This window comes from Bartonella sp. OD88NMGDW (assembly GCF_042193775.1).
Taxonomy (GTDB): Bacteria; Pseudomonadota; Alphaproteobacteria; order Rhizobiales; family Rhizobiaceae; genus Bartonella; species Bartonella grahamii.
In genome coordinates this window covers 42187-59356 of sequence record NZ_JBHIMA010000005.1, presented here as the reverse complement: position 1 = coordinate 59356, position 17170 = coordinate 42187, and the positions used below count along the sequence as shown (strand labels likewise).

The following is a 17170-nucleotide window of genomic DNA, read 5'->3' as shown; positions in this document are numbered from 1 at the left end:
ACGCACATATCTCATTCTCTTTTAAAAAATAATAATAGGCAGTTAAATATAGAGAGTGCATCCATTAACTTCTGTAATCGCTATTGATCATAACGTACTCTTTTGTTAAATCGCAAGACCAAACCGTCGCTGTGCTCTTACCCAAACCGATATCAACACGAATTGTGATGTGTTTACCTTGCATATAAGCACCTATTGTCTCTTCACAATACTCAGGATCTCGTACGCCATTCACGGCCACACGATGCTCACCAAACCAAATCGTCAATAGATCACGATCGACTTCAACACCGGCCTTCCCAACTGCCATAACGACCCGCCCCCAATTCGCATCTTCACCGGCAATAGCCGTTTTTACGAGCGGTGAATTTGCAATTGATAAAGCAATAGTTTTAGCTGCATTGTTTGTTGTAGCGCCCATCACATTAACCTCAATTAAATGACGAGCACCTTCGCCATCACAAACAACTTGTAGTGCAAGTTCATGCAGAAGTGCACTCAATTGTTTCACAAAAACTCCATAACGCGGATCAGATTTACTTGTAAGACATGGAAAATGTTCTTTTCCTGTCGCAAACAACATAAGCGTATCTGAAGTTGAGGTATCGCTATCAACAGTAATTGAATTGAAAGAACCCTCAACTGCCTCTGATAACATGGATTGGAGTGCATCCGAAGAAATAGTCGCATCACTAACCACAAATGACAGCATTGTCGCCATATCAGGTGCAATCATACCAGCACCTTTTGCAATTCCATTAATGGTAACACTCTCTCCCCCACAGTCAAAAGTGCGCGTCGCAAGTTTTGGAAATGTGTCCGTTGTCATTATGGCTTTTGCAGCTTCCAACCAATTCCCCTCTTCTGCTGTCTCTGCCATACTTGGTAAAAGATTGACAATACCCGATGCATCCATTGGCTCACCAATAACACCCGTAGAAGCTATAAAAATTTCATCTCCTCTAACCTTTAAAGCGTTCGCTGCTGCACAGATGATTTCATCGGTTGTGCGCTTTCCTTTGCTTCCTGTAAAAGCATTTGCATTTCCAGAATTCACAACAACACCCCTCGCAACCCCATGAGGAAGCGATGCACGACAATGCTCTACAGGGGCAGATGGACATTTTGAACGGGTAAAAACACCGGCCACACTCACTGGCTTATCGAATATGATGAAAAGAAGATCTGTACGATCTTTATATTTAATCCCAGCTTCAGCTGTTGCTATCCGTACCCCAGATAAGGGAGAAAGCTCCTGGATCTTTTGAGGCGACAAAGGAGAAATTTTCAAAACCACAATATGCTTTCTGTAAAAATAAATGAAATAATTGCAGATCAATAACCCCTCATAGAAAACTGCTAGGCTTTTTGAACAAAACTAACCTAGCAAATTATCTATTAAAGAGGCTATCCACTTATTTTTCCTAGCTATTCCGTATCTTCTTCATCTGATGTCTCATCGGGAAGTAGCGTTCCATTTTGATGAAGCGATTCCATGATTTTTGTAACATTAGGATCAGGGTATTTCACATCTATCTTGCTACGCAAATCAACAATCAGTTCTTGATAGCGCTTTTTTATCAGCTGTGTCCGCAACATCTCTTTAACATCATCAAATGCAGGAGGTTGTTTCAAACGACGATCTTCTAATTTAATAATATGCCAACCAAAAGGACTTTCAACGGGTTGTTTAGTGTATTCGCCAATTTTTAAACCAAATGCAGCATCTTCAAAAGGCTTGACCATTTGACCATGGCTAAAATAACCAAGATCACCTCCAACAGCAGCAGAACCATCTGTTGAACTTTTCTTTGCAATCTCTTCAAAATTTTCGCCTTTATTTAAATGCTTAATGATAGATTCTGCTTCTTTTCTTGTTTTGACCAAAATATGACGCGCTTTAACCTCATCTTCTTTAGGTAAAGCAGCGACTTCTTGCTTATAAAGAGCTTCCAAATCAGTATCCGAGATTTTGTCAACAATCGCCTGTTTAAAATAAAGCTGTTGAAGAACATTGTCACGCATGACTGACATACGTTTATCGTAAGCTTCTGTCTTATCAAGACCTTTGCTTCTTGCTGCTTTTGCAAGTGCCTGCATATCTAAATAAGCTTTTAGAACCATCATACGGCGTTGTTCATCAGGAAAACGTGCTAAATTAGGATTTATTTCAAGCGCTAAATCATCCAATTGGCCTGCTGTAATATTTTTCCCATCGATAACCGCCATAACATGAGAAGGAGAAACGGCTTTTTCAGAAGTTTTCTCCAAAGTCTTTAAATCATTCGACGATGAATTCAAACCTTCTTGGGCTCTCACCCCTAAACTTGTACTTGCCAATAAAGCTGATGCTAAAAAAAGCGTGATAAAGTTAAATTTCATAAATATACTCCTTAAAAATGAAGGCAGGTTCAAGATTCCAATTTTCTTTACCATAACACTTTAACCTTTAAACATAGAGAAATAAATTAGTAATTTTATTTTAAAAAAGTATAAAATTGTCCTTTTATCTCAGTTGCTCCAATCCTATCTAATGCAGATGAAAAACATGATAATAGAGAAAAATGACATATTGTATCTTAAATTACTTTGTATTGTATCAGTTAAATAGCGTACCTAAAGTTGACATAGAGCGCTTAGCCTCTTATCTCTACTTTACAATTAAAGTGAAAAATTGCACACCAACAAGTATAATGGTACCATCTGCATTTCATGATGTCTCTAATAATATCAGATAACTTGAAGAAAATGTAGAGTATGGGGAAAGCGTATGAATTACCCAACAAGAGTGACAACAATTAAAAGAAAGGGCCAGAGATGGTCAGTTTAGGTGTTTTTGCCCGTAAGTTTTTTGGTTCAGCTCATGAGCGACGTCTCAAAGCACTCCGCCAAAAAGTTGCACAAATTAATGCTTTGGAAGAACAATTTGTAAAATTAAGTGATGAGCAGCTTTGCCAAAAAACAGATGCCTTTCGTAAACGTCTTAGTGAAGGTGAAAGTGTTGATTTGCTCTTACCAGAAGCTTTCGCAACTGTTCGTGAAGCCGCAAAACGTGTTTATGACATGCGTCCTTTTGACGTGCAACTTATTGGTGGAATGGTCCTTCACGACTGTGGCATAGCTGAAATGCGTACTGGTGAAGGTAAAACATTAATGGCAACTTTACCAATTTATCTCAATGCATTGGAAGGTAAAGGCGTTCATGTTGTGACAGTAAATGATTATCTCGCCAGTCGTGATGCTGAAACAATGGGGAAAATTTTTAGTTTTCTAGGGCTTACAACAGGCGTGATTCTTCATGATCTTGATAGTGATGCCCGCCGAGAGGCCTATGCATGCGACATCACCTATGCTACAAATAATGAACTAGGTTTTGATTATTTGCGTGATAATATGGCCTTCGATCGTAGTCAAATGGTCCAACGTGGACATCATTACGCGATTGTTGATGAAGTTGATTCGATTCTTATCGATGAAGCCCGTACACCCCTTATTATTTCTGGTCCTCTAGAAGATCGTACTGACTTCTATAACCTTATTGATACATTTATTCCTGCCTTAACTCCAGAAGACTATGAAATAGACGAAAAACAAAAAACAACGACTTTTACCGAAGTTGGTACTGAAAAAATTGAAAAAATGCTCGAACAAGCTGGACATCTTAAAGGTGAAAGTCTTTATGACATAGAAAATGTCGCTATCGTTCATCATGTCAATAATGCTCTAAAAGCTCATAAACTGTTTGCTCGCGATAAAGATTACATTGTTCGCAATGATGAAATCGTTATTATTGACGAATTTACAGGGCGAATGATGCCTGGGCGGCGTTATTCTGAAGGACTTCATCAAGCGTTAGAAGCTAAGGAGCATGTTGCTATTCAACCAGAAAACCAGACACTTGCTTCCATCACTTTCCAAAATTACTTCCGTATGTATAGGAAATTATCTGGAATGACTGGAACTGCAACAACAGAAGCCGAAGAATTCAGAAATATTTATGGTCTTGACGTTGTTGAAGTCCCTACAAATTTGCCAATACAACGTATTGATGAAGATGATGAAATTTATCGAACAGCAGAAGAGAAATATCGGGCAATTGTGCGTGATATCCGTCAAGCACACGAAAAAGAACAGCCTATTCTTGTTGGAACAACCTCTATTGAAAAGTCAGAACAATTGGCAGAGCGTTTGCGAAAAGAAGGCATTACCGATTTTAGAGTCTTAAATGCTCGCTATCACGAACAAGAAGCGTACATCATTGCGCAAGCAGGAGTTCCTAGAGCTCTCACCATCGCAACCAACATGGCAGGACGCGGTACGGATATACAGCTTGGTGGTAATGTTGAAATGCGCATCCGACAAGAGTTACAGGATATCCCCGAAGGTCCAGAGCGGACAGCTAAAATTGAAGAAATAAAAAAAGATGTTCAGAAGCTTAAAGACAAAGCTTTAGCTGCTGGTGGTCTTTACGTCATTGCGACGGAACGTCATGAAAGCCGTCGTATTGATAACCAGCTTCGTGGACGTTCTGGTCGCCAAGGCGATCCAGGTCGCTCAAAATTCTTTCTCTCTCTTCAAGATGATCTTATGCGTATCTTTGGCTCCAATCGTATGGATGGTATGCTGCAAAAACTTGGATTGAAAGAAAATGAAGCTATTATCCATCCATGGATTAATAAAGCCCTTGAAAAAGCACAAAAAAAGGTCGAAGCACGAAACTTTGAAATTCGTAAAAATCTGCTAAAATATGATGATGTCATGAATGATCAACGCAAGGTTATTTTTGAACAGCGTATGGAGATCATGAACGCAGATGATTTATCAGAAATGATCCTTGAAATGCGCAATGAAGTCGTAGAGGATCTCGTAGAGGCTTATATTCCATCAGGGACATATTCTGAAAAATGGGATGTAAAAACTCTCGAAGAAGAACTTCAACAACTCTTTAATCTTGAGCTTCCAGTAAGAGAATGGGCAAAAGAAGATGGAATTGCCGAGGAGCAGATTTTAGAGCGTGTATCAGATGCTGTTACAAAACTTGAAAATGAACGTACTGAACGCTATTCTCCAGAAGTTATGGCTTATTTTCACAAGGCAGTATTGCTCGAAACTATCGACACGTTATGGCGTGAACATCTGGTGAGTTTAGACCATTTGCGTTCTGTTGTTGGTTTTCGTGGTTATGCGCAGCGGGATCCGCTCAATGAATATAAGACAGAATCTTTTGAACTCTTTCAAAGTATGTTGAGAAATTTGCGCAGAATTGTCACTTCTAAGCTTATGCGCTTTGAAATCATTCAACAACCTACAGAACCGACCATGCCTGAGCAAACTGATGCTGCTTCTTCTGTTTTTAATGATCAAAGTCAAGAAAATGCTCCCACCTTATGGGCACGATCACAAGAAAATAGATTTGTTAATCCACAAGATCGTGACCCTAACGATGTAACCACATGGGGAAAAGTTGGACGTAATGAGCGTTGTCCTTGCGGTTCAGAGAAAAAATACAAACACTGTCATGGAGCCTTTGTTTGAAAAGCAAACTATGAAAATGAATAAAAAGCGAAATTATGAGCAAGAATTGCGCACAGCTGGTTTAAGAGTAACACGTCAACGACGAGTTATTCTTGATATTTTGGCTGATACAAATGACCATCCCAATGCATTTGAGATTTTTCAGCGTGCAAACAAAATAGATTCGAGTATTTCACTCTCAACTGTTTATCGAACCATGAAAACATTAGAAGGAAATGGAACAATTCATCGCCATAGCTTTAGTGGTGGTCCATCTCGTTTTGAGCAAGCAGATGGGCAACATCATGATCATCTCATTGATATAGAAACAGGACAAGTTATCGAGTTTCATTCTGATGTTATTGAAAAGCTGCAAGAGGAAATTGCAAAGTCCCTTGGCTATGATATTATTCATCACCGCCTTGAACTTTACGGAAAAAAAAACTCTTAAAAAAGTGATTATATATCATTAGATAAAATACCTCAGGTAAATCAAGTTTTATAAAAATTTACCTTTAAGATATAACAGTTTCCATTGGCAAAAAAATTTTTTTGCTCTATTACCCCTTTTTGTATGATGCTATACGGTAATTCATTGTCAGCATTATAACGAAAAATCATTGCAACAAAATATTATAAAAATTGTATTATGAAAAATTAGGCCAATATTATCATGGTTTCTTTGCCACAAGATCGTATGAGACAGCTTGAAAAGCGCTTTGAAATAATTGAAAGCCAAATGACGACTAATCCAAATGCTGAAACATATGTCAAATTAGCTTCTGAATATGCAGAACTACAACCCGTTATTGCCTCTATACGCGCATTAAATGCTCTTTACGGAGAGATTACAGAATTAGAAACGATTATCAATGATAAACAAACAGATATAGAGATGCGTAATCTTGCCCAAGAAGAGCTACCATTGTTATATAAAAAAGTAGAGCAATTTGAAAAAGAACTCCAGATTCTGCTTTTGCCTAAAGATGTTGCTGATGAAAAAAACGCTATTGTTGAAATTCGAGCAGGAACAGGTGGATCAGAAGCAGCACTTTTTTCCGGTGATCTTTTCCGTATGTATGAACGTTATGCCCATGCTCACCATTGGAAAGTAGAAGTTATTTCACTCAGTGAGGGAGAAGTTGGCGGATATAAAGAGATTATTGCTACTATCTCAGGAAAAGGTGTCTTTTCTAAATTGAAATATGAATCAGGGGTTCATCGTGTGCAACGCATCCCCGAAACAGAAACCGGTGGACGTATCCATACATCTGCTGCTACCGTTGCAGTCCTTCCGGAGGCTGAAGAAATTGATATTGATATTCGCCCTGAAGATATTCGTATTGACACAATGCGTGCATCTGGAGCAGGAGGACAGCATGTTAATACAACGGATTCAGCTGTTCGTATCACGCATATTCCAACAGGAATTATGGTCGTACAAGCAGAAAAATCACAACATCAAAACCGAGCACGAGCCCTTCAAATTTTACGGGCACGCTTATTCGATATCGAACGACAAAAAGCGGAAAGTGAACGTTCAGCTTCTCGTAAAAGCCAAGTTGGTTCTGGTGATCGTTCAGAACGTATTCGTACCTATAATTTTCCACAAGGACGTGTCACGGATCACCGTATTAATCTAACCTTGTATAAGCTTGATCGCATTCTAGAGGGAGATCTTGATGAGCTTCTTCATGCACTCATCTCAGATCATCAAACAACACTGCTGATGGAAATGGATAATAATTGAGAAAATATTCTTTCAAGAATGTCATCCAACAAATGCAAGAAAAATTGCGCACGAAAGGAATTGCTGAAGCCGATCTCGATGCGAAAATACTCGTTGAATGGATAACAGGAATAAATGCTGCTGAAAGAATTTCTAAACCAGATATGCATCTGTCTTCTGAGCATATTATACAAATAGAACAGGCTTTACAACGGCGTATTGCAGGCGAACCCGTCTATCGTATTATAGGAGCACGAGAATTTTATGGTATATCTTTTACATTGTCTCAAGAGACGTTAGAACCTCGTCCTGATACAGAAACGCTGATAGATCTTGTTCTCCCTTTTCTCCAAAAACAGGTCGAAAATTCGGGAAGAACAACATTCCTTGATATGGGAACAGGAAGTGGCGCCATTGCCATTACACTCCTTAAACAAATTCCCCAATCCTATGCGGTGGCAGTCGATATTTCTGAAGATGCCCTTAAAACAGCGAAAAAAAATGCAAAGAATGCTGAAGTAGCACACCGCTTCACACCTCTTCTTAGCGACTGGTTTGATGCTGTCGCAGATCGCTTTGATTTCATTGTTTCCAATCCACCTTATATTCCCGCACAAGATATCAAAAAACTTGCAAAAGAAGTGCGCTTACATGACCCATTGCGCGCCCTGATAGGAGGGGAAGATGGACTTTATTTTTATCGAAAACTCGCCCATGAAGCAGCCAACTACTTAAAAGAAAACGGCTATGTCGCTGTTGAAATTGGTTACTCTCAAGAAAATGAAGTCTGCAATTTATTTAAAAAAAATGGTTTTCAATGTTTAGAAGTGCGTAAAGATCTAAGTGGAATACCCCGCGCACTTCTATTTGCATGCAAACATTAAAATTCCCAATCATCATCCGTGGTAGCAACCGCCTTGCCAATGACATAAGAAGAACCTGCCCCTGAAAAAAAGTCATGATTTTCGTCAGAGTTTGGTGATAAAGCTGCCAAAATAGCGGGATTAACACGACAAACCTCAGGGGGAAAAAGAGCTTCAAAACCTAAATTCATTAAAGCCTTGTTAGCATTATAATGAAGAAAAATTTTAACATCTTCTGTCAATCCAAGTGCATCATAAAGATCTTCAGTATATTTGCACTCGATATTATAAAGGTCAAAGAGCAGGTTAAAAGCAAAATCTTTAATTTCTTGTCTTTTGGCTTCATCAAGCTTTGCAAAGCCCAATTGGAATTTATAACCTATATAATAACCATGGACTGCTTCATCACGAATGATTAATCGAATGAGATCTGCTGTATTGGTCAACTTAGCGCGACTGGCCCAATACATGGGCAAATAAAAGCCAGAATAAAATAAAAAGCTTTCCAGCAAAGTCGAAGCAATTTTTTTCTTAAGTGGATCATTTGCTTCATAACGCTCAAGTACTAATCTAGCCTTTTTCTGCAAATGAATATTTTCTTCTGACCATCTAAACGCATCATCAACCTCTACCGTCGAACAAAGGGTTGAAAAAATAGAGGAATAAGAACGTGCATGAACCGCTTCCATGAAAGCAATATTCGTCAACACTGCCTCCTCATGCTCTGTTATCGCATCAGCCAGAAGCGAAATGGCTCCTACGGTGTTTTGAATTGTATCTAAAAGCGTTAGTCCTGTAAAAACACGAATTGTTAATTTACGTTCTTCATCCGTTAAGCTTGACCATGAGGGAATATCATTGGAAAGTGGTACCTTCTCAGGTAACCAAAAATTCCCAGTTAAGCGGTTCCATACTTCAAGATCTTTCTCATCATGTAATCTATTCCAATTAACAGCGCACACAACAGGATTTTTGGTTGTAATCTTTGTCATATGATGATCTCCTATAAACTACACGAAACACAGCCATCAACTTCTGTTCCACTCAACGCTACTTGCCGTAATCGTACATAGTAAATACTCTTTATACCCTTTTTCCAGGCATAAATTTGTGCGCGGTTAATATCACGTGTGGTAGCGGTATCAGGAAAAAATAATGTTAATGAAAGACCTTGATCAACATGCTGTGTTGCAGCAGCATAGGTATCTATAATTTTTTCAGGACCAATCTCATAAGCATCTTGGTAAAAATTCAAATTCGTATTATCCATATAAGGAGCGGGATAATAAACCCGCCCAATTTTTCCCTCTTTGCGAATTTCAATTTTTGAAGCAATTGGATGAATAGAAGAAGTAGCATGATTAATATAGGAAATAGATCCCGTAGGGGGAACTGCCTGCAAATTGCGGTTATACAGCCCATACTCAATGACTAATTTTTTGAGTTCCTGCCAATCCTTTTGATCTGGGATAACAATATTATTCCGTGCAAAAAGCTCTTGCACAAGCGCAAATTGCGGTTTCCATTCTTTTTCAATATATTTTTCAAAAAAACGTCCATCTGCATAAGCTGATTTTTCAAACCCAGCAAACATTTCTTGACGTTCACGTGCAATCAAATTGGAAGCCCGTATAGCGTGATATGTCACAATATAAAAATAGATATTGGTAAAATCAATCGCTTCTGGAGACCCATAATAGATCTGCTCACGTGCTAGAAACCCATGCAAATTCATTTGTCCCAAACCAATCGCATGACTTTCAGCATTGCCTTTCGCAATGGAAGGCACACAGGCAATATTACTCATATCCGAAACCGCAGTAAGAGCACGAACAGCAGATTCCACGGTCTGTCCGAAATCAGGACTTTCCATTGCTTTGGCAATATTCATGGATCCAAGATTACAGGATATATCACTTCCAATCGTTCGATAAGTTAAATCTGTCTCCAGTTCACTCGCCTCACTCACCTGCAAAATTTCTGAACATAAATTGCTCATACTTATGCGCCCAGCTATCGGATTCGATCGATTAGCAGTATCCTCAAATAAAATATAGGGATAACCCGACTCAAATTGAATTTCCGCTAATGTCTGGAAAAAAACGCGTGCACTTATTTTCTTTTTACGAATTTTTGCATTATCAACAAAAGAACGATAATGCTCCGTTAAAGAAATATCGCTAAAGGGCTTCCCTATCACACGCTCGATATCATAAGATGAGAAGAGATACATATCCTCATTATTCCGTGCAAGCTCAAAAGTAATATCAGGAATAACGACACCAAGCGAAAGCGTTTTGATTCTAACTTTTTCATCAGCATTTTCACGCTTTGTATCCAAAAACTTCATAATATCTAAATGGTGGGCATGCAAATAAACAGCACCAGCCCCCTGTCGGGCCCCAAGCTGATTGGCGTAAGAAAAAGAATCTTCCAAGAGTTTCATCACCGGTAAGACTCCTGAGGACTGATTTTCTATTTGCTTAATTGGTGCCCCAGCTTCCCGCAAATTCGTTAAACAAAGCGCCACACCTCCACCACGTTTTGAAAGCTGCAAAGCCGAATTAACCGCACGACCTATCGATTCCATATTATCTTCAACACGTAGCAAAAAACACGAAACCAATTCACCACGTTGTTTTTTCCCAGCATTTAAAAATGTCGGTGTAGCCGGTTGAAACCGGCCTGTAACAATTTCATCCACAAAATTTTCAGCAAGAGATTTATTTCCTTGTGCCAAATATAAAGCTACAAGACAGACGCGATCTTCATAACGTTCAAGATAACGTTTCCCATCAAAAGTCTTCAGTGTATAACTGGTATAATACTTAAATGCGCCTAAAAAGGTGGGAAAACGAAACTTAAATGCATAAGCACGTTTAAAAAGTTTTTTAATAAAAGAAAAATCATAAAGATCAAATAAAGCTTTTTCATAATAACCTTCTTCTATTAAGTAATCTATTTTTTCCTTCAGGTTATGAAAAAAAACTGTATTTTGATTAACATGCTGAAGGAAATACTGCCGTGCGGCAAGTCGATCCATATCAAATTGAATATGACCATTTTCATCATAAAGATTAAGCATTGCATTCAGCGCATGATAATCAGTAATCTGATCCGATTTCTGCGATTGTCCTATACCAATTGTTTCCAAAATCTTTCCAATCCCTTTTTTACATAAAGAACGTCTTCATCAGTTCCACGCAGCTCAAAACGATAAAGGCAAGGTACACAACATTTTTCAGCAATGATTTTACTTGCTAAATTATAATAACAACCAAAATTACGATTCCCACCACCAATGACACCACGAATTAATTTTCGGTTCTCAGCTTCATTAAGAAAATGGATAACGGCTTTCGGCACTGCTCCTCTTCCTTCACCATCTGCATATGTAGGAACAACCAGTACATAAGGTTCACCAACCAATGCAGAAGGCTTTCTTTTATCAATTTTGAAGAGTCGTTGACCAAGTTGCGAGACAAAATGTTCTGTATTACCCGTTGCACTCGAATAATAAACAATAAGCCCCATTAAGCACAAAGACCACTAATCATATCTGGTCTAAAACCAGACCAATGATTTTCACCACAAACAACGACAGGAACCTGACGATACCCCAGAGATTGAACAAAACTGTATGCTTGTTCATCACAAGAAATATCAACAACGCGATAATGAATGCCTTTTGCATCAAAAGCACGGCGTGTAGCATCACATTGGACACAAGATGGTTTGCTATAAATAGTGATCGACATTTTCTTCAACTTTCACAATTCCAAATAATCAACCCTAAAGGGTCAATCTAATAATTTTATAAGTACTCAAGAATAACAAAAAAACAGAAATTGTACGCAAAACATGTGGTTATTTTCAAATAGTACACAGCTTCCTGAACATAACAGAATTCCTCATCAAATAACTTCAAAGACTATGATGAGAATAAGCGATTATTCTATAACTTAAATGGCAAAGCCCCCCAGTTATAAACAATCTTTTGCTTGCATTACAATTCCCTCCTGCTGTCTAAAAAACTAACGTTCTAAACTACCGTTTTTCAAGAGCTCTGTTTTACTCTTTTTCGGCAAAAATCAATTACAAAAACGAAAGGAATCCTTCCAAAAGAGATCCTTCAGCAAAAATACTGCTATGCCCTTGGTCAATAAACTCTTTACAATAATGGAAATAACTTAGATACCAAACGAAACACACTAACACCCTCTCTTGTGCTTATTTAGAATCACCAATCATTTTGATACTATATATAGTATATACTCTCTCTCTTTCGTCAAGGTGAATTCAATTATTATTTTTAATTTTCCACGATCTTCACACTAAAATTTTCAGTTCTCAAAACTATGTAATAATATAACATTTTATTGACAAACGTTATATTATTACATAGTTTCCAAAATAATAAGCAACGATGGTAAAAAATATGGATCTGCACTTCAATAAGACAACATTAGGCTATGGAAATAGAATAGCAATAAAGAACTTTTCAGCGAAGTTAAAAGCTGGTTCATTGGTCGCAATAACAGGTGATAATGGCGCTGGAAAATCGACACTGCTAAAAGCCATCGCCGGATTGATTAAACCTCTTAAGGGAAAAATTACAAAACCAAAAAAAAGCCGCATTGCTTATCTTTCTCAGCAATGTGATGTAGATCAAACATTTCCAATTGATGTGAAAACGCTTGTAAAAACAGGGCTGTGGTCTTTTTGTGGATTATGGAAAAGCCAGCGCCCTTATGATTCTAAGATTCAAAATGCGCTTGAAATGGTTGGGCTTACAGAACTCGCACCCCGTTCGCTTGAAACATTATCAGGCGGGCAATTACAACGCGCTCTTTTTGCACGTATCATTGTGCAAGATGCCAATATTATTTTGCTTGATGAACCTTTCAATGGTGTAGATCATAAGACCCAAAAAGATCTTCTTGCACTGATCACATACTGGCAACAGCAAGGACGCACAGTTCTCACAGCACTCCATAACCCTCTCATCGTGCAAGAATTTTTCCCCCAAATGATTCAAATTAATCAACAAAACGCCTTTTATGGAGAAACAACACAGTTTTTAAACAACACTATTCATCACGTTATGCCACCTCTCACATCCAATTCTTTTCCTATTAGCGCACAAAAACAAAATCTTCCCATCAATGATCCTCTCTTTCTTAGGTTATAAGACGTGTATGCATTTTTTCTTGCTCCCTTTGTTGATTTCCAATTTATGCAAAACGCCCTTATCGGTTCTATTTTCCTGTCTATTAGCGCTTGTCCTGTTGGTGTATTTTTGATGCTCCGTGGAATGAGCTTGACAGGAGATGCTATCTCTCATGCCATTCTTCCTGGTGTTGCAACTGCTTTTCTGATTTGTGGCTTTTCCCTCATATCTATGACACTTGGTGGCATCTTCGCTGGTATTATTGTCGCTTTAGCAACCATTTTAATTTCACGAAATAGCTTTCAGAAAGAAGATGCATCCATGACTGTCTTTTATCTTATTGCACTCGCGGCAGGTGTCATTATTATCTCACTAAAAGACTCAACAATTGAGCTGCTTCATCTCTTATTCGGATCGGTTCTTGCACTTGATGCACAAGCCCTCTGGTTAATCACTACTATAATGCTGATTACACTATGCAGCCTTTGTATTTTTTGGCGTGCACTCGTTTTAGAAAGCTTTGACCCCCTCTTTTTTAAATCACTCTCTCCATTGAGTAAATATATTCATATTTCATTGCTTGGACTTGTGGTGTTGAATCTGGTTGGAGGATTTCAATCACTAGGAACATTACTTTCCGTTGGCATTATGATGATTCCAGCTATTACAGCCCGTTTTTGGTTTTCACGGCTAGGCCCTATTTGCGCACTTTCCACTCTTTTTGGAATCATTTCTAGCGTATGTGGTCTCCTGCTTTCTTTTCATCTTTCACTTCCCTCCGGCCCTGCGATCATCATTGCCGCAGGATTTATTTATCTTTTTTCCTGCTTGATAAGTCCACGTGGACTTATTGTAACATGGTTTCCCCACCTCTTTTATACCTCCTCACTTTAAGGAAAAAAATGTGCCTAAGTTTGCTCAAAAATTTGTTCTTCTTGGAGCTTTATTGCTTTCTTTTTCTCCATTTTCTGCTTCTGCAAACAATAAAATCAAAGTTGTTGCGAGCTTTTCTATTCTCGCAGATCTCGTAAAAAATGTAGGAGACAACCATATCTCTATGACCACTTTTGTAGGTCCCAATGCAAATACCCACACTTATGAACCTACCCCCCATGATGTTCAAGCTCTTAGAAATGCTCAAATTATTTTCATCAACGGACTTCATTTAGAAGGATTCATTGATCGCCTCATTACAGCAAGCGGTACAAAAGCACTTCTTGTCAAAGTTAGCGCTAACATTCCCTCCCTCAAAATGAAAAATCAAGAACATAACGCCCATCATCACCACAGCGTTATTGATCCACATGCTTGGCAAACAATTCCCAATGTCAAAATCTATGTGAAGAATATCGCTGCTGCTTTTTGTAAAATCGATCCACAATCCTGCACAAGCTACAAAAAAAATGCCGAAACCTACATCCAAAAACTTAAAATAGCACAAGATACCCTGAAAACAAAAATTACTACCATCCCTAAAGATAAACGTATCATTATCACATCTCATGACGCCTTTGGCTATTTTGCAAAAGAATACGGTTTTACTATCCTCGCCCCTCAAAGTGCTTCAACAGAAGCTGAAGCAACCGCAGCCGATGTTGCTAAACTTATCAAACAAATTAAGGCGAATAAAGCAGCTGCACTATTCGTTGAAAATATCTCTAATCCCCGTCTCATAAAACAGATTGCAAAAGAAACAGGTTTGAAAATTGGTGGGACACTTTATTCTGATGCATTGTCAAATAAAAATGGCCCCGCAGCAACTTATCTCGATATGATGGAACATAATGTGAATACCATCATTGATGCCATCACAAAACATTAAGATCTTCTACAAAAGAGATAAAAAACTGAATACAGCACTGAACCGTCTTCATATTTGTCTCAAACATACTGTTGTATAAAGTTTAGGTTGGTTTATAAGCAACAAAAAAGTACGCACTTTATAAGAATGCAATATCATAAAACCATTAATATACTGGCAATATATTAAAAAAATATATCAGCTTTTATAAAATGCTTTGCAAAACAACAAGATAACTGTCTTTGTCCCTGCTAATTCTTATAGGTATTCGCACCAATCCCTTATGTCATATTCATAAAGATCTGTCTAAGGATGATCTATAGGCAATTTTTTAACTCAAGAATATAGAAAATTTGATGGGATGTTACAGATGTGTTTCATCTGCTTTTATCATTAAAAGTAATGAAAATTTTAAAACAAGCGCGCCTTCTATCTCTCAGTGATTTCTTTTGCAACTGACCAGATACCCTAGCTGAAAATTGCATAGTGATTTACATGAGAAAAAATAAAAGCTTCTTATAGAAGCTCTGAAACCATTTAAGATCATATGGTCAGCGGTAAAATAAAATATGCCTATTCTCGTACAGGCTATTTAGAACAGCGTCGTATTTTTTGGATCAAATAGACTTCTTATGTTAGGGATCAGAGCTAAGATATGGGGCGCATCCCCTCTCATCTGTGAATTATTGGTTCCCTCTATTTCCCTCATTTACTTTTTATAAGATACATAAATTATTACATCAAGAAACATATGGTTAATGAATGGTTATTTTATATTGATATTTTTTATAATGAAAATGATTTTATTATGTTTGAGGTTTGAAAATAATATTCTTCTTACAGACCGTGAAAATGCAAATTTTCTTCATATAAATATTTTGACACTCTCAGCGCCATGGAACAATAGATCATTACCAAAACTTTTAAAATTTTGTTTTTAATCACATCGGGTACAACCTGATTTTGTAAATGTAATCGAGAAAGTCAAAACACAACATTATCATGACGCAACATAAAAGAAAGTCGTGTCACATCAATTAATGCTTACTTATTATTTGTGCGCTTTCCAGTGTTTTTATTAAAAGTATGAAAATTCTGATGAGCGACAGTAAAACTTAGTTTTTGACCATAGTCGTGTGTCAAGCGTTCTTTTATTTCAATCGTAAAGATGATATCATTCCAGCGCGTTAAAACATGGCAACCTGTTCCAATAGGCTTGATAAGCTCAATTTTTGTGTGAAAGACAGGTCCTTTATCTGGATGTTCGCCTAATAAGATTATTTCAGGTCTGAATGCTAAAAGATCAGTTTCTTCGCCATAAGACAATGAATGCCCTAAATGTTGTTCTAAGACATGGCGATCAAGAAAATTCATAGGAGGAGAACCAATAAAATCAGCAACAAATGTTGTTGCTGGAGTGTCGTAAATTTCCATTGGTGTTCCAATTTGCTCGATAGCTCCTTTATTCAAAACGACTATTCTATCAGCTAATGTCATAGCTTCTAGTTGATCATGGGTAACATAGAGGCTGGTTGTTCCTAATGAACGCTGTAGTGTTTTTATTTCAATACACATTTGCGCCCGTAATTTTGCATCAAGATTTGAAAGAGGTTCATCAAAGAGAAAAACACGGGGTTGACGTACAATCACACGCCCCATTGCAACACGCTGACGTTGTCCTCCTGATAATTGTCGTGGTTTACGATCAAGAAATGGTTCTATCTCCAAAAGTTTTGCAGCATGTGCGATGCGTTTTTTAATTTCTTCTTTAGGGGTTTTACGATTTTTAAGACCATATTCTAAATTTCCACGAACTGTCATATGGGGATAAAGAGCATAATTTTGAAAAACCATAGCAATATCACGATCAGCTGGTTCACGATCATTGATGCGTTCGTTATCAATACATAATTCACCTGAGGTAACTTGTTCAAGTCCTGCTATAATACGCAATAAGGTTGATTTCCCACACCCTGAAGGACCGACAAGAACAAGAAGTTCTTTATCAGCAACAGTTAAGTTTAAATCATCAATGACCAGAATGCCGTTGTCATACCGTTTTTTTATATTTGATAACTGGATTATGGCCATAA

14 protein-coding genes are annotated in these 17170 nt (G+C 37.8%); 7 read left to right on the top strand and 7 right to left on the bottom strand.

Annotated features, from left to right (window positions below):
• Nucleotides 1–64: 64 nt before the first annotated feature.
• Nucleotides 65–1297 carry a bifunctional glutamate N-acetyltransferase/amino-acid acetyltransferase ArgJ gene (argJ, locus tag ACFIJR_RS05410; protein WP_375626736.1) on the bottom strand — a complete coding sequence of 411 codons (1233 nt, stop codon included), beginning with the start codon at nt 1295–1297 and terminating at the stop codon, nt 65–67.
• 131 nt (nt 1298–1428) lie between these two features.
• Nucleotides 1429–2382, bottom strand: a complete 954-nt coding sequence (locus ACFIJR_RS05405; RefSeq protein WP_375625607.1) for a peptidylprolyl isomerase — start codon at nt 2380–2382, stop codon at nt 1429–1431.
• 435 nt (nt 2383–2817) lie between these two features.
• Here ACFIJR_RS05405 and secA point away from each other — a divergent pair, with 435 nt between their 5' ends.
• The 4 genes from secA to prmC all read left to right on the top strand — a co-directional run bounded on the left by secA (nt 2818) and on the right by prmC (nt 8127).
• Complete coding sequence (gene secA, locus ACFIJR_RS05400; protein ID WP_375626732.1) at nt 2818–5535, top strand: preprotein translocase subunit SecA; 2718 nt, start codon at nt 2818–2820, stop codon at nt 5533–5535.
• Entirely contained in the window at nt 5474–5965 is a 492-nt protein-coding gene (locus tag ACFIJR_RS05395; protein WP_375625603.1) for a Fur family transcriptional regulator, read from the top strand. Before secA ends, ACFIJR_RS05395 begins: the two co-directional genes overlap by 62 nt.
• 222 nt (nt 5966–6187) lie before the next feature.
• Nucleotides 6188–7264 carry a peptide chain release factor 1 gene (gene prfA, locus ACFIJR_RS05390; protein WP_375625601.1) on the top strand — a complete coding sequence of 359 codons (1077 nt, stop codon included), beginning with the start codon at nt 6188–6190 and terminating at the stop codon, nt 7262–7264.
• A complete protein-coding gene (gene prmC, locus ACFIJR_RS05385) occupies nt 7261–8127 on the top strand; it encodes a peptide chain release factor N(5)-glutamine methyltransferase (RefSeq protein ID WP_375625599.1) in 867 nt (288 codons plus the stop codon). Before prfA ends, prmC begins: the two co-directional genes overlap by 4 nt.
• Here prmC and nrdF read toward each other — a convergent pair.
• Genes nrdF through nrdH form a run of 4 tightly spaced genes read right to left on the bottom strand, consistent with a single transcriptional unit; the run spans nt 8124 to nt 11864 of the window.
• Nucleotides 8124–9098 carry a class 1b ribonucleoside-diphosphate reductase subunit beta gene (nrdF, locus tag ACFIJR_RS05380; RefSeq protein WP_273722534.1) on the bottom strand — a complete coding sequence of 325 codons (975 nt, stop codon included), beginning with the start codon at nt 9096–9098 and terminating at the stop codon, nt 8124–8126. The two genes, prmC and nrdF, sit on opposite strands and share 4 nt — an antisense overlap.
• Before the next feature lie 11 nt (nt 9099–9109).
• Nucleotides 9110–11260 (bottom strand): class 1b ribonucleoside-diphosphate reductase subunit alpha, encoded by a 2151-nt coding sequence (gene nrdE, locus ACFIJR_RS05375; RefSeq protein ID WP_375625597.1) that lies wholly within the window; start codon nt 11258–11260, stop codon nt 9110–9112.
• The gene (gene nrdI / locus ACFIJR_RS05370) at nt 11242–11640 is read right to left on the bottom strand and encodes a class Ib ribonucleoside-diphosphate reductase assembly flavoprotein NrdI (RefSeq protein ID WP_012754607.1); all 399 of its coding nucleotides are present in this window, start codon (nt 11638–11640) and stop codon (nt 11242–11244) included. Before nrdI ends, nrdE begins: the two co-directional genes overlap by 19 nt.
• Entirely contained in the window at nt 11640–11864 is a 225-nt protein-coding gene (nrdH, locus tag ACFIJR_RS05365) for a glutaredoxin-like protein NrdH (RefSeq protein WP_005774163.1), read from the bottom strand. The genes nrdI and nrdH overlap by 1 nt, the downstream gene beginning before the upstream one ends.
• Nucleotides 11865–12544: 680 nt before the next feature.
• Here nrdH and ACFIJR_RS05360 point away from each other — a divergent pair.
• Genes ACFIJR_RS05360 through ACFIJR_RS05350 form a run of 3 tightly spaced genes read left to right on the top strand, consistent with a single transcriptional unit; the run spans nt 12545 to nt 15098 of the window.
• Nucleotides 12545–13297, top strand: coding sequence for an ABC transporter ATP-binding protein (locus ACFIJR_RS05360; RefSeq protein ID WP_375626724.1), 753 nt, complete (start codon nt 12545–12547; stop codon nt 13295–13297).
• Nucleotides 13298–13300: 3 nt separating this feature from the next.
• A complete protein-coding gene (locus ACFIJR_RS05355) occupies nt 13301–14170 on the top strand; it encodes a metal ABC transporter permease (protein ID WP_375625594.1) in 870 nt (289 codons plus the stop codon).
• Between the two features lie 10 nt (nt 14171–14180).
• Complete coding sequence (locus tag ACFIJR_RS05350; RefSeq protein WP_375625593.1) at nt 14181–15098, top strand: metal ABC transporter solute-binding protein, Zn/Mn family; 918 nt, start codon at nt 14181–14183, stop codon at nt 15096–15098.
• A gap of 1023 nt (nt 15099–16121) precedes the next feature.
• Here ACFIJR_RS05350 and ACFIJR_RS05345 read toward each other — a convergent pair.
• Nucleotides 16122–17168, bottom strand: a complete 1047-nt coding sequence (locus tag ACFIJR_RS05345) for a sn-glycerol-3-phosphate import ATP-binding protein UgpC (RefSeq protein ID WP_375626722.1) — start codon at nt 17166–17168, stop codon at nt 16122–16124.
• Nucleotides 17169–17170 lie beyond the last annotated feature (2 nt).

Coding starts and splice junctions, on each gene's coding strand:
- ACFIJR_RS05405 (WP_375625607.1), bottom strand. CDS start 2,382: ATGAAATTTAACTTTATCACGCTTTTTTTAGCATCAGCTTTATTGGCA.
- secA (WP_375626732.1), top strand. CDS start 2,818: ATGGTCAGTTTAGGTGTTTTTGCCCGTAAGTTTTTTGGTTCAGCTCAT.
- ACFIJR_RS05395 (WP_375625603.1), top strand. CDS start 5,474: ATGAGCGTTGTCCTTGCGGTTCAGAGAAAAAATACAAACACTGTCATG.
- prfA (WP_375625601.1), top strand. CDS start 6,188: ATGGTTTCTTTGCCACAAGATCGTATGAGACAGCTTGAAAAGCGCTTT.
- nrdF (WP_273722534.1), bottom strand. CDS start 9,098: ATGACAAAGATTACAACCAAAAATCCTGTTGTGTGCGCTGTTAATTGG.
- nrdI (WP_012754607.1), bottom strand. CDS start 11,640: ATGGGGCTTATTGTTTATTATTCGAGTGCAACGGGTAATACAGAACAT.
- nrdH (WP_005774163.1), bottom strand. CDS start 11,864: ATGTCGATCACTATTTATAGCAAACCATCTTGTGTCCAATGTGATGCT.
- ACFIJR_RS05360 (WP_375626724.1), top strand. CDS start 12,545: ATGGATCTGCACTTCAATAAGACAACATTAGGCTATGGAAATAGAATA.
- ACFIJR_RS05345 (WP_375626722.1), bottom strand. CDS start 17,168: ATGGCCATAATCCAGTTATCAAATATAAAAAAACGGTATGACAACGGC.